This is a genomic window from Tolypothrix bouteillei VB521301 (assembly GCF_000760695.4).
Lineage (GTDB): Bacteria > Cyanobacteriota > Cyanobacteriia > Cyanobacteriales > Nostocaceae > Scytonema > Scytonema bouteillei_A.
This window is the reverse complement of the sequence record NZ_JHEG04000001.1, coordinates 1,660,126-1,673,806: the sequence shown is the minus strand read 5'-3', so window position 1 is coordinate 1,673,806 and position 13,681 is coordinate 1,660,126. Positions and strand designations below refer to the sequence as shown.

The window sequence follows — 13,681 nt, the reverse complement described above, 5'->3', positions numbered from 1 at the left end:
AACGAATAACTTTTAAAAGATTTTTTTGGAAAGATAACAACAATAACCTGCTAGAATTAGCAAGAATTGAGTATCTTTCCAAAGATCGATTCTTTACAATTGCAAATAGAAGCAAGAATGAGTTGATATTAAGAGTAACGAATAGACTGGCAGGGCACTGATAGATGAAAAGAATTCCTAATTCAGGCGATCGATATGACTCTTACTGAAAAACCTCAACCTGCGGGTTCCTGTGCGATTGTAATTTTTGGTGCTGCTGGAGATTTAACCAAACGCCTGTTAATGCCAGCCCTTTATAATTTGGCTCAAACCAAGTTACTACCTAAAAATTTTGCGATCGTTGGTGTTGCTCGTGCGTCCATGAGTAGCGAAGATTTCCGTTCCAAAATGAGCCGAGACATTTATGAATTTGCGACAGTCCCGGTAGACGCACAGCTTTGGGAGCAGTTTGAGCAACGATTGTACTATTTGAGCGGTGATTTTCAAGATACCAACACTTATATTCAGTTACAAAGCTTACTTGCTCAGGTAGACATTGAATGTGGGACTCAAAGCAATTACCTCTACTACCTAGCAACAGCACCGAACTTTTTCTTAGATATCATCAAGCAACTCGGTACTGTAGGGCTGACTCTCGAGGAGGAAGGGCATTGGCGGCGTATCATAATAGAAAAGCCTTTCGGACACGATCTGGAATCTGCCCGTACCCTAAACAAAAATGTCAGTGATGTGTTGAGGGAAAGTCAAATTTACCGCATTGACCACTACCTGGGAAAAGAAACGGTACAGAATATATTGGTTTTCCGGTTTGGTAACGGATTGTTTGAACCGATATGGAATCACCGTTACATTGACCACGTGCAGATTACAGTAGCTGAAACAGTTGGTGTTGAAAGCCGAGGTGGTTTCTATGAAGGAACGGGTGCGGTTCGAGATATGGTGCAAAACCATATGTTTCAATTGCTGGCGATGATAGCCATGGAACCACCCGTTTCATTTGAAGCAGATGCTGTGCGAGATGAAAAATCTAAGCTTCTCAAAGCAATTCAACCTTTGACGCCCGAACAGGTGTTAACTCAAACTGTGCGGGGACAATATGGCGCGGGAACGGTAAAAGGACAGCAAGTTCCTGCTTATCGTTCTGAACCAAGAGTCGATCCCAATTCAGCAACTGAAACTTATGCCTCCCTTAAGTTGAGCATCGATAACTGGCGCTGGGCAGACGTTCCATTCTATCTAAGAACAGGCAAACGGTTGCCAAAACGGGTAACGGAAATTGCTATCCAGTTTAAACGAGTTCCTTCACTACTGTTTCGTCAAACATCTATAGATAGCTTAACCCCCAACTTTTTGACCATCCGTATCCAACCTGATGAAGGAATACACCTCCAATTTGGAGCAAAGATTCCCGGTCCTACAGTACAAATGGGAACTGTTGGAATGGACTTTTGCTACGCCAACTACTTTAATAAAACACCTAGCACTGGTTATGAAACTTTACTCTATGACTGCATGATTGGTGATGCTACGCTGTTCCAACGAGCAGACAATGTAGAACTAGGTTGGAGCGCAGTAACCCCTATCCTGGATGTATGGAATGCTTTACCTCCCCGGAACTTTCCTAATTATGCCGCAGGTACTTGGGGTCCAAAAGAGGCAAATGAGTTGCTATCGCGAGATGGACGACAGTGGCGCAACTATCCCTCATCTGATGCGGTTAATAGTTCTATCGATTAATAAAGTTGGTAGTTCCTAATCTCTCTAACAGCGGATCTGTGTACTGTAGAGTATGAAGATCCGCTTTTTGCATTCGGAATATCTTGAATTTTTTACAGTATTTTTGTACTGTTAAAGGCTACCGCACTATAACGTCTGGTTATTTTGTTAAGAATTATATTGGACAAGAATTTCACTAAATCCAGTTTAGAATTAGGTTCACTACCTTAAGTTAACCAATAGCTGTCTTGCTTTTTGTAACCTATTGTGAGAGTATTAATTTTAAATTACGGTAAATTGATAGAATAACCGTATATAGCATAAAGAGTTTAAAATTACCGCACTGCGGTAAGGTCAGTACTCCCCAGGATCGAAAGCAATGAGATATAAGAGATTTAGTAAGGGAATATCCTGTTGTCATCACTTAATTATGAGTACCGTAACCAACTTGTCAATCACCCGTACCGATTGGACAACTTTTTACCAGACAAGTCGTATTTAGATAACAAACATCAGGAATGGAATTTATGCCCATGTCGCAACTACTTGTGAACACTGTCCCTCAAACATCGTCTCCATGCAAAGCGTCTATACCCCGCAGGCGGAACGAACGTTCTCATAAAGCAATACTCCAAGCAGCTGCTGAGTTATTAGAAGAAAAAGGCTATGGGGAAATTTGTATTGAGGCGATCGCAGCCCGTGCGGGAGTTGGGAAGCAAACAATCTACCGTTGGTGGTCTTGCAAAGCAGCTGTGATTATGGAGGCATATGCAGCAAAAGCAACACAAGACATTCCGACACCCGATACAGGGTCAGTAAAAGAAGATTTGTATCAAATTTTGCGACAACTATTTACCGTACTAACAACAACCACTGCAGGAAGTGCTGTTACGGGATTGATCGCTGAAGCACAAATAGATCCCAACTTAGCTGAGGCATTTCGCGAGCAGTTTATTCGATGCCGTCGAGCCGCAACTCACGTTATCTTAGAACGAGGGATTGTTAGAGGTGAGTTACGCCCGGATTTGAATTTAGAATTGGTAATTGATGCAATATATGGCCCTGTTTGGTATCGTTTGCTGTTAAAGCATGCACCTTTAGATGATACGTTTGCTAGAGAATTAGTGAATTTTTTGATATGTGGTACATTGGCTTAGACACTGTCAGCATACAAGCATAAAATAATCAGATTTCTTAACTCAGTATCGCGATCGCAATGGAGATTTGCAGCAGAACCCCATCAAAAGTTGTAGGCGACTTTAACAGAAAGGTTAAAATCGCCCTACATAAACTATCGTACAGACATTGCATTTCAAGGCAAAATCGTTTCTTGTTTTGAGTTGTTAAGCAAAAACGTTTATTCAGCAACGTCGTTGAATCTAAAAGCATCTAGTTGAGTCCGAACAGCGTTGATATATCCTCGATCGGACAAAACTTGTGATGGTAGCCTTTTTGCTTTAACTGCACCTTTGATAATGTCTTCTGCACTCACTTGCTTTGAACGGTAACCAACTATGAGATCGTTATAGCTGGGAATGCCTTCTTTTTCAAAATAGCCTTGGTATGCCAAGTTAACAAGATCGAAAGGTGTTGTTGCTGCATTCAGGTAAGAAGGAGCTTTTCCAGAAGTCGCAGGATTGTACGCTGTGTCATCAGCCCGAGTCGCAGGTGCTGCTGCTGCTAACAGCAGGAGGGACAAACTACTAACTATTAAACCTTTCATATTTTCTATTCTCCATTTCAAGACAGTTGAATCTTGTATAAACTTCTTATCTTTAATTTAAACGAACCGTATCGTCTTGTCAATACCTAACGAGACAAATCGTGTTGTCTTGAGTAACAACCGAGTCATCAAGCAGGTTTCCTTATTTCCATTGACCCTTAATCCCCAGAGCGGTCATTGAGTTCCCCAATTCCCTATCTTTGGTCGTTCGCTCTAGTGCAATAAAATACATAAAAATTTTTAATATATTTAAACGTGGCACAGAATATTCCGCTACCTGATACAGGTTCAGTAAGAGAGGACTTATACCAGATTTTGCAACAATTATTTATAATCTTGACCGCAATGACTACAGGAACTGCTGTTACGGAATTGATTGGTGAAGCGCAAATACATTCCAATTTTGCTGAAGCGTCTCGCGAGCAGATTCTTCAATGCTATCGGGTACCAATCGGTACTATTTTAGAACGGGGTATTGTTAGAGGTGAGTTGCGTCCAAATTTGAATTTAGAATTGGTAATTGATACGATTGCTGGTTATATTTGGTATCAATTGCTGCTCAAGCAGTCATCTTTAGACAATATCTTTGCTGAAGAATTAGTCAATTTTTTGATAGCTGGGATATCCGCCTAATGGTTCATTGCATTAATTTATGGTACGAGCAGGGAAGCCCGTACCATAAGAGTAGAGTTCGACGTTGGGGTATGCCTACCCTACAATTTTCAGTCATCTTCTGACAGCGAGGGAATCAAGTACCGCTGTTTTAGATACCGATCGCAATCCCAAATAGAACTTTTTATCTCCAAGGATAGTAACGGTAATAGTCTCGATCTCGATAGCGCCGATCGTAATTTCTACCACCGCGATAGCGATCGTAATCACTTACACGGCGGTAGCGATCGCGATCTGAGTACCTGCGGTCGAGCCGTCTTTCCTCTCTCCTTAAGCGACGCATTTCTCGGCGAATTTCTCGGCGGCGATCGCGAAGGTCTCGGCGACGGTCTCGGTAATCATCCCTATCTGCTACAAGTATTGAGTTACCTATATTACCAACAATTTCCTGTTCCAATCCAGGTGTTTGTTGGTTAGATAGCGATGCCATAGCGGTAAGAGGCGTAAAAATAGAAAGCAAAGGAGCAGCTATTAATGGTATGCTAAGTTTGAATAGAAGTGTTCGGTTCATACTCATTACCTCTGGTTTGTGCCCTAATAAATTGTCTCGTGCAACACTGCTTTGTGAAGTTATTTAAATAGCTCAGCCAGAAAAAATTAACTATCGAATTATTTGCCCCATATAGCTATTGTAGCGACTTTCTAACATATCAACGTAAGTTAAATGTTAAAGAGAAGTAAGTCAGTGTAAATAAATACTAGTATCTGTTATGGCTGTTATTGGTTAGTAGTTAGCAGTTATCGGGGTTTAAGGCTACGGTGTAAACAGATTTCTAGAAAAGGTATGAAACATCGTGAAAAGAGGGGGGAATTAGAATTAACTTCCCCCCAATTTATTGAGGGTTAAAGGAGAGCATCCCAATTTGGAAAAAACTTGCCCACCCTGTATGTATTTCATAAATCAAATAGGATGGCTATACTTTTGCTTGCCAATAGAGCAAGATCCGTATTCTAGCTAGCCCAACATATACTCATTTGTCAGGGAACGCCTTCTAAATGGAACCAAAGTGCCTCCTTTTACGTGCCTTTCCAGCCAATTTTCTAAGTCTGTCAATATCTCTTGATAATCAACATCTCTATGAAGAGCGTGGCGGCTTTCTGGATATTCATAAAGCTCTTTATCTGGAAAGCTAATTTTTTGATAGAAAATACGGCTCCCTTCAGGAAGTGCGATCCGATCGGCTCCACCATGAAGAATCAATAGAGGTAGTTGTAATTCATCAGCATGAGTTTGAATCCAAGTAGCTGTGGAAAAAAGCTCTGTTGCAAGACGCGCACTGACCATAGAGTGCATAAATCTATCTTGAGTAAAGGTTGCTAGTACATTCGCATCTCTGGAAGTTGCAGCACCAGCAAAACCCGTATTGAGAGTGAAGCGTGGCATAACTTGTGAGAGTGTACGCCCTAAAGTTAATTTAACGGGTGAAACACCAACCCGACCTAATGGTGGAGCCATCGCAATGACACCTTGGATTGCAGTTGGAAAGCGCAAAACGTAGTCTAAAACTATGACTCCGCCAAGACTGTGACCTAAAAGAAAGCGAGGACATCCCGGCTCTTGTGTCTCAATCAATTTGAGAAAAGTTTTGAGATCTTCTCGAAACTCAAACCAAGTATTGATATGTCCCCGCTGACCTTGCGATCGCCCATGTCCGCGTAAATCCAATCCATAAACTGCATATCCAGCAGGAATGAGGTGCTGAACTACATTACCAAACAAACCACTGTGGCTTCCCAATCCGTGTACAATCGCCACGCTCGCACGTGGATGAGTACCTGGATGCCAACTTTGATAATAGAGATTCAGCCCTCTCACTCCTTTGAGGGTTCCTTCGCGATGTTCCATTGTTCAAATCTCTGATAAACGCTTATCACTCTTTGGCACTATTGAATCATAGGTATTTCAGCAATGCCGGTAAAGTTGAACACTACTTTCTTAAGAGTTTTTTAACTTAAACTTTAATAATGTAGTGATACTTCAGATAGGGTTTGGTTTTGTTAAAGCTTGTTAAACTTTAAGCATTACAGGCAAGATAGTTTTTTCTGTGATACGTTGTGAGTATTTAGTTTCTACATATGAGCGAACGTCCTATTCTGGCTTCATTCGGAGATCGGGAAAATAACGTAGAAATAGATGACTTGCCATCCCTGACGTTTGAAACAATCCAAAGAGCCAGAGAAGGACTTGCAATGTCTCGCGATCCGTCAGTTCGTAACGCCATTCAAGAAGCGCTGAAGCAAATGACAGTTTTGAGTGACGGAGGTTTTGAATCGAGAGCAAGTGGCGCTACTCGTCGCGTTCTCCTGCGGGCGTTCATTCAAACACTTTTTAAAGTTAGGGTGGAAAATTTGGAACGCCTTCCCCATGGTGCTGCAGTGATTGCGGCCAATCACCTCAATCATATCGACCCTTTTCTATTGCTGTCTCAAATTCCTCCTTCACCCTACTATTACATCTTTGGTGACGCACGTACACTCTACAACAAATGGTGGAAGCGCCAAATTTTGAATTTTGCGGGTGGTGTTGTTCCTTTAGAACGTCGGTGGAAAGAAGAGATGGCAGTGATAGAAAGCGCTAAAGCAGGAAGGGCAGATATGCGCGACCTAGCTCAAGCGATCGAACAAGATGTTCCAACAGGAAATTCAATTCAAGTACTGCGACAAATTAACAGTACCATTCAGACAATTTTTGCTCGCAACAATGGTATCCTCTTGTTTGCAGAAGGACGATTGGGAACAAACGAGGGAAAATTGCACTTACCGCTAAGACAGGGGGCTGTCATTTACGCGTTGAAAGCGGGAGTACCAGTAGCGCCAGTTGGGCTGATTGGAACAAAAAACCTTTATCTGGGAAAAGAGTTAACCATACGATTCGGCGAACCTTTGTGCTTTCCTCAATCCAACCGACCAACACGACAGGAAGTGAGCACGGCTTTAGAAGCATTGCAGTATGCATTAATTGACCTTTTGCCACAAAACTATCAGGAGCCAGAAGGGTTAAAGTTATTCCATCATTTTCTCAACCGAATGTTGCAATAGGAAAAGGTTTTATTCAACAATCTCACTTTGAAGTTCTCACAGTTGCTCTGCGCGGCCGATCGCAGTTAGACAAACGATTCGAGTGCGGAAAGAATACGTCAGCGCAAAAGCTAATAAACTAGTACATGAACGCAGAAGTCCGCTCGTCAGATGGCAGAAGGCGCAAAAGTTTTGAATGTAAGCTTTTCGCTTGTTATTACTGACATAAAGCAAAATCGTGCTTATCCTCTAGAAACTTTGGTAGAACCAGAATACATTTAAGTGTACTTTTTGTACAAGAATAAATGTGACAAAGCACAGTAAAATACCCCTTGTTAAAGGGGTATAAAAAAAATGGCTTTTATGCTTGACAAACGAAAGACTTTTACCAATGCGAGAAATAACAAACAATAGCTTATCTTTTTTTATATTAAATGGTTAAGTAACTAAAAAACACCCCCAACGATAGGCGTATTTGTCTTTGGGGGGATAGTAGAGCCAATTTAGTCGGCTAATAGAATGCCATTGCGCTTTCGGTTGAGAGAAACTAAGTAATACAGCGCAAATTACACGCTATGCGATGCCAAGCTACGCCCGTAAGGACTGGCTATACGCAGGCTTTGTTTGTATAAGCCTACCCTTCTAGGATGGCGCAATAACGTGCGATTTCTATACAATTGATAGCTGCAATGTCGGTAATCGATTGTATTGAATAGAGACAACTTGTTTCAGAGATGTCTCGCGATCGAGAAGAGTTCCGTCTAAATCAAAAAGGATAGCTTTAATCATTTGTTTTCAACCTACTCTTCTATCTCTTAACTTTTTCTCCATCAATACCCATAAAAATATGGGCTTTCAGAGTGCCTTAACCCCACTTTTTAAGGAGAGTTGAGGAAATCTAAGACCCTTTAAAAGACATCATAGTAGTATGGCACAATATTAACGATTGGCAAAACTCTAAGACAAGAGCAACAGATGAAAGCTTTCCATAAAGAGAATGAAATCATAACAAATAAACACGAATTGGCAAAGAAAATTTACGAAGTTTCTTATCTTGCTGGGTCTTTCACTCTACGATCTGGGAAGATAGCAAATGAGTACTTTGATAAGTATCAATTTTGTTGCGATCCTATCTTGCTTGATTCTATTGTTAGGCAAATGGTCGAGCTCATTCCAAACGGTACTCAAGTACTTGCAGGTCTGGAACTTGGCGGTATTCCCATTGCGGTGCTTCTATCACATTACTCTGGGATACCTGCTGCTTTTGTCCGGAAAGAGACAAAGAAATATGGAACTGCTCGTTTAAGCGAAGGAACGCAACTCAGCGATCGCAAAGTTTTGATTGTAGAAGACGTAGTTACCTCTGGAGGTCAGATTGTCATCTCAGCCCGTCAACTCCGGGAACTTGGTGCTCAAATTGATTCGGCACTTTGCGTTATTGACAGGCAAGAAGGTGCTGTTGACGCACTGGGATCTGTTGGTATCAAGCTGCTTCCTTTACTCAAGCGAGATGACTTTTCTTAAATCGGTCTATCTAAAAGTCTGTCATTTGGGGGATGCTATACACTCACTCATCCACTAGTTTGTTAGAAAAGTTTCTTTAGTTAAGAACAGGTTAAAAACTATTAAAAACACTTATAAAAAAGGTGGGAAATTTATGGAAAAATCCAATAAGCAGAGGGATCTGGAAGGATTTCTTTGCCCTCGCGCTAGCTATCGCGGTAAAGTTAGACCAGAGCATCTGGTGTTTAACGCCAATCTCCAAGAATTTTCTCATAAAGTCGGTTACATCGCTAGTCTGCAGACTGGTGGAAAACTCGAACCAAACGAAGCTTACGAACAAATTAGAGCTCTTTGGAAACAGTTAAAACGCAGTAAAAAAGAACTCGGTATTGGAAACGAATTCTTACATATTCAGCCGGACTTGCCAGATGACGCTTGATTGTCTGATTGTGCTGAACGGTTTGATTGGTGTATGAACTATACCGTTTTTGGAGAACGAAGCGGTATTTTTTTATGCTTGACTTTACAATAAAATATGAGAAACTAATAATTAGCGTAACTAAATATTTAGAACAGGCTCTATGGCTTATAGTCTTGTCTGGCTTTGCAGAGGCAACTTTTAGCCGAGTACGGGATGGCAAATAAACAAACCATTTTTGCCCGTGTTCTCTTACTTCTGACCAATGGTACTGGTTCAATCTAGGTCGTAAACTTGTAGTGAAAGAGCAGTTCCAATTCGCAAATAAATATGCGACTGTATTTGTTTCACAAAATAGTAAGAATCCTAAATATTTGTCTGACTAAATTTAAGTTTGCCTAACACAACTTCAAAACGAGTGGACTTGTGATGTCCAAGTACGATCGAGCTTTTTACCGCCTTGAAAAGGTTGTAGACGTTTACAAAAGGAAGACACTGATGGGACAAAGTCATAGAGAACATTTTGAGGAAGGCAAACACAAATTGAGTTCTTTTCAAATTCCACCTGCTCTAAAATCTCTAAATGTTTGTTGTTTCGTCATTGGAGAAAGTGTATCTTTTTTTGGCTCATGGATGACCCAAATAGCCTTGGTATGGATGGTTTATCAATTAACCAATTCAGCCGTGCTAGTTGGTGTTGCTGGATTTACCAATCAAGCTATGGGTTTAGTTATTACACCTTTAGTAGGAGTCTTGTTGGATCGCTGGAATGTGCGCTATGTATTACTAACAACTCAGCTACTGTCGATTCTTTTATCTTTTACTCTCACTATTTTGACTCTTAACGGTCATCTTAACGTTATATGGATTATTGCCATTGGTACACTTCAGGGAACAATAAAAGCTTTCGATCTGCCAGCACGGTTGGTAACTATTCCCAGACTAGTGGAGAATAAAGCAGAGACTTACAGCGCGGTTTCAATCCATTCTTTCTCAATTAATACAGCTAAGTTTGCCAGTCCCATGATTGCGGGTTTACTGCTAGCTAGATCGGGAGCAGCAGCTTGTTTTTTAATAGATGCTGTTACCTATATACCCTTTATATCTGCAATTTTAACGGCTCAAATTAGAGCACTTCCTAATAATTCCTCATCTCAAAAAACTCCTTTTTTGAAGAATTTAAAGGAAGGATTCATTTTTGCTTATGAATTTTTACCTATAAGATATACTTTTGTGTTACAAATCGTTATTTGTTTTATGGCAATGACCCATGTTAACCTAATGCCTATTTTTACTCAAACAATATTGTCTGGTAACGCTGAAACTATGGGATTTTTGATGACAGCTTCAGCCCTTGGTTCGATAATTGCAGGTTTTTATCTTATTCTTCGCAAGCAAGTCATAGGGTTAGAGAAAGTGATTACGCGTTCTACAATAATTTTAGGCTTGGGTTTGATGCTTTTTTCTCGCTATAGCAATCTAGAGATTTGTCTGGTTTTAATTTTTTTAGTAGGTATGAGTAATACTTTAACTCTGGCTGCAATTGGTAACTTTGTTCAATCAATTTTGCCTGACGAGAATAAACGAGGTAGAGTGACAAGTATCTTTACAACAGGTTTTTTGGGAATACTGCCTTTTGGTAATTTGTTTTTTGGTGGATTGACAAATCAAATTGGAGTTGCTAACGCTCTATTTTTTGGCGGTATGTGTTGTCTTTTGGGTGCTTTTTATTTTTTCAGGCAAGAGTCTAAAATAAGAAGTATATTACAGTCGGTATATATAAAAATGGGTTTAACAGCAACCAGTAACCAGTAGGATAGTGACTGGTACACGAATGCGGTGGTGAAGCAACGCGATCTTGGGGGTTTCCCTCATGAGTGATTGCCCTGCATGGTTCTACAAGCTACAGCAAGTGGTGAGTCCACCCTTGTAGGAGGGCTCCCACGTCCTGGGAACTGGTGTTTCTAAACCCTTTTAGCCCAACATACCGTTTCTATGTCAAGTTTTAAGAAAATTTCAGGTAGGTAGTACCTACCTGAAACGCATTTAGCCCTTGTATCCAATGAGGATTGAGGAACGCTGCTTTACAACAAGCACAATCGACTTGGAATACCTGTGCTTGAGCTTCAAAATTTTGGATAGTTTGTCTATGTGATGTCTGTAATTAAGTACAGCTAATCGACTGATTTACCGATGTTTTGTTATAGTATAATCACATAACACTCAGTGAAATACAAGCCCCAAGTAAAAATATGTAATCTATAGCAATCCTATTTGAGAGTCGAACAAGGGGGACAAGGGGGACAAGGAAGAGGTGTTTGTAACTATTTTAGGGCCGTTATACGAGCGTTAAAATTGATTAAATAGTTTACGAGACAATACTTGTCGTTGAAAACAAGTGGTGAGACATTCACAATTAAGAAAGCGAATAGAATTCACACTGTAGTTATCAATAAATATGAGAGCAAATCACACACAAAAGACTATCTTATTGCAAACTATTAGGATTTTTCTAGTGCTATTGGTTATGAGTGCGCTAGTTACGGCAACTTTAAAGTATTATTTTGTCTCGCGTCATCAACAGTTCCATTTTACAAATACATTCGCACATCAACAAAAACAAGTCAACAATTTATTACAGCTTATGCAACAGCGATTGATAATCGCTCATGATGTAGCCAGATGGAAATGGAATAAAAAACTCCCTATAGAAGACCGCCAGCGCGAACAGGAATTAATCGCCAAAGTGCGACAGCAAGCAATAGTTTACAACATTCACCCCGATACAGTGACAGCGTTTTTTCAAGGACAGATAGAAGCTGGAAAACAAATACAGAAAGCTGATTTTCAAGCTTGGCAAAGGCAAGGAATAAAATTTTTTACGAATACCCCAGACTTGAAGAAAAACATAAGACCGTCACTCGATAAATTAAATGAGGAATTTTTTCCTGTACTAGCAGAAGTTATTCCATCCCTTGGTTGTTCTTCAGTACGCGAATCTATTCAATCGCGTGCTCCAATTGTCCTTAAAGGAAATGGTATCGAGCAAAACGTCCAACGTACTGCTCTTGCACCTTTGCTAGAAATTAAAGGAGCTTCTTGCCCGGAGGCTTCTCCTTAATGTAAGATTCATTAGCACTGAGATTCTGATGAACAAGATCTCGAAAGACAGAAAGCTGCTGCATAAAGAGGAGTGAACCTACAATACAGGCACTAGCACCAAAGATCACAGTATTAGCAGCACCAATGTAGCTTGCCAAAAAACCAGCTACTAAGTTGCCTATAGGAACTGCTCCAGTAGACGCCATAACGTAAAGACCCGTGATTTGACCGCGCATCTCATCTGTAACCAGTAACTGGAGTACCGTGCGACCCGAAATGATTTGCAGAATAAATCCGACACCAGCTCCCAAGAGCGCAATCAGTGAAAGCCATAATACGTGAGATAAGGCGAAAACTATTAAGCTTACCCCCATGAGAACTGGTCCAAATACCAACACTTTCTCAAACCCAAACATATGCGGGCGTCTGCTCAAGTAAACTCCACCAATTAGCGTTCCAACACTTGAAGCTGTCATGAGAAAGCCAAATGTATTCGGTCCTCCTTGCAGAACTTCAGCAGCAAAAATGGGTCCTAGGGCGAGAAAAAAACCCCAGACAAAGCAAACTAAAGCCGCTCCGATCGCAATCCACCGAATAGGCAGAAAGCGGAAGGCGTAGATAAAGCTTGTTCTAAATTCTTCTAGAGGTTTGCGTACAGACACAACGGCTTTTCTGGGAGCAAGGCGCATTGCGAGGAGGGCGACAACGACGGCAATATAACTGATACTGTCAATCGCAAAACAAATGCCAGATCCAAATGCTGCATTTAACAACCCTGCAACTCCTGGTCCAACCATAGTCGCAATGCTAACCAAGGATGAGTATAAGGCGATCGCATTGCCAAGATTTTCCCTCCCAACTGTTTCTGGTAAAAATGCTTGTCGGGTCGGAATCTCAACAGCATTGACGATCCCTTGCGCCAAAGAGAGAAGTATGATGTGCCAGATGTGGATTGTACCAGTGACAGCCAGCCAGGTTAGGCTTAAAGACTTAAACATTCCCAGAATCTGGGCGACTGTGAGAATGCGGTGACGATTCCAGCGATCGGCTACAATTCCACCCAAAGGAATCAAAACAAAAGTAGGAATTTGGGTAGCAAAACCCACCAGACCCAGCAACCAAGCAGAATTGGTGAGGTGATAGACAAGCCAAGCAGTTGCTACCTGAGTCATGGATGTTCCAATAAGAGAAATTGCCTGACCTACGTAGTACAGCGAAAAATTCCTGAAACGGAAAGTATTAAGCATGACTTGTCCTTTTTTGTATCTGTTTAGTGATTCGGACCGATCTCAACTTCACTAAATTTGAATTCTTCTGGAGGGAAAGCAATAAATCCAGTTTTCACTCCTCGCTGGAATCCTGCTTGCTCGTAAAAGCGTAATGTCTCTTCACGTTTTGAGCCACTCAGAAGCATGACTTTATAACAATCTTGTTTCCATGCAAGATTTAAAGCATAACGCAGCACTTGCGTACTAATTCCCTGCTGTCGGTAATTGGAATGAGTGACAACATTATGAACTACGTGCATC

At 41.0% G+C, this 13,681-nt stretch carries 13 protein-coding genes; 8 read left to right on the top strand and 5 right to left on the bottom strand.

Features of this window, described 5'->3' with window-relative positions:
- The first annotated feature begins 195 nt into the window (after positions 1-195).
- Both zwf and HC643_RS06715 read left to right on the top strand, forming a co-directional pair.
- Positions 196-1,737 carry a glucose-6-phosphate dehydrogenase gene (gene zwf, locus HC643_RS06720; RefSeq protein ID WP_038088347.1) on the top strand — a complete coding sequence of 514 codons (1,542 nt, stop codon included), beginning with the start codon at positions 196-198 and terminating at the stop codon, positions 1,735-1,737.
- Between the two features lie 512 nt (positions 1,738-2,249).
- Complete coding sequence (locus HC643_RS06715; protein WP_063779549.1) at positions 2,250-2,873, top strand: TetR/AcrR family transcriptional regulator; 624 nt, start codon at positions 2,250-2,252, stop codon at positions 2,871-2,873.
- Positions 2,874-3,073: 200 nt separating this feature from the next.
- Here the strand turns inward: HC643_RS06715 and HC643_RS06710 are convergent, their stop codons facing one another.
- Positions 3,074-3,439, bottom strand: a complete 366-nt coding sequence (locus tag HC643_RS06710; protein ID WP_050046342.1) for a hypothetical protein — start codon at positions 3,437-3,439, stop codon at positions 3,074-3,076.
- 255 nt (positions 3,440-3,694) lie between these two features.
- Between HC643_RS06710 and HC643_RS06705 the strand changes: the two genes are divergently transcribed.
- On the top strand, positions 3,695-4,072 hold the full coding sequence (locus HC643_RS06705; protein WP_050046343.1) for a TetR-like C-terminal domain-containing protein: 378 nt from the start codon (positions 3,695-3,697) through the stop codon (positions 4,070-4,072).
- 163 nt (positions 4,073-4,235) lie between these two features.
- Here the strand turns inward: HC643_RS06705 and HC643_RS06700 are convergent, their stop codons facing one another.
- Together HC643_RS06700 and HC643_RS06695 are read right to left on the bottom strand one after the other, a co-directional pair.
- Positions 4,236-4,622 carry a hypothetical protein gene (locus HC643_RS06700; protein WP_050046344.1) on the bottom strand — a complete coding sequence of 129 codons (387 nt, stop codon included), beginning with the start codon at positions 4,620-4,622 and terminating at the stop codon, positions 4,236-4,238.
- 444 nt (positions 4,623-5,066) lie between these two features.
- Positions 5,067-5,957, bottom strand: coding sequence for an alpha/beta hydrolase (locus tag HC643_RS06695; RefSeq protein ID WP_038088350.1), 891 nt, complete (start codon positions 5,955-5,957; stop codon positions 5,067-5,069).
- 230 nt (positions 5,958-6,187) lie between these two features.
- On the opposite strand from HC643_RS06695, the gene HC643_RS06690 reads away from it, so the two are divergent.
- The 5 genes from HC643_RS06690 (at position 6,188) to aroQ (ending at position 12,171) form a co-directional block, all read left to right on the top strand.
- Positions 6,188-7,150 carry a lysophospholipid acyltransferase family protein gene (locus tag HC643_RS06690; RefSeq protein WP_167844632.1) on the top strand — a complete coding sequence of 321 codons (963 nt, stop codon included), beginning with the start codon at positions 6,188-6,190 and terminating at the stop codon, positions 7,148-7,150.
- A gap of 954 nt (positions 7,151-8,104) precedes the next feature.
- Entirely contained in the window at positions 8,105-8,653 is a 549-nt protein-coding gene (gene pyrE, locus HC643_RS06680; protein ID WP_050046345.1) for an orotate phosphoribosyltransferase, read from the top strand.
- Positions 8,654-8,786: 133 nt separating this feature from the next.
- A complete protein-coding gene (locus HC643_RS06675; protein ID WP_038088353.1) occupies positions 8,787-9,071 on the top strand; it encodes a DUF7219 family protein in 285 nt (94 codons plus the stop codon).
- A 408-nt stretch (positions 9,072-9,479) separates the two neighbouring features.
- On the top strand, positions 9,480-10,865 hold the full coding sequence (locus HC643_RS06670) for an MFS transporter (RefSeq protein ID WP_237266062.1): 1,386 nt from the start codon (positions 9,480-9,482) through the stop codon (positions 10,863-10,865).
- A gap of 643 nt (positions 10,866-11,508) precedes the next feature.
- Complete coding sequence (aroQ, locus tag HC643_RS06665) at positions 11,509-12,171, top strand: gamma subclass chorismate mutase AroQ (protein WP_050046347.1); 663 nt, start codon at positions 11,509-11,511, stop codon at positions 12,169-12,171.
- On the opposite strand, the gene HC643_RS06660 is transcribed toward aroQ, so the two are convergent.
- Positions 12,137-13,399 carry an MFS transporter gene (locus HC643_RS06660; protein WP_050046348.1) on the bottom strand — a complete coding sequence of 421 codons (1,263 nt, stop codon included), beginning with the start codon at positions 13,397-13,399 and terminating at the stop codon, positions 12,137-12,139. The genes aroQ and HC643_RS06660 overlap by 35 nt on opposite strands.
- Positions 13,400-13,422: 23 nt before the next feature.
- On the bottom strand, positions 13,423-13,680 hold the full coding sequence (locus tag HC643_RS06655; protein WP_237265846.1) for a GNAT family N-acetyltransferase: 258 nt from the start codon (positions 13,678-13,680) through the stop codon (positions 13,423-13,425).
- Position 13,681 lies beyond the last annotated feature (1 nt).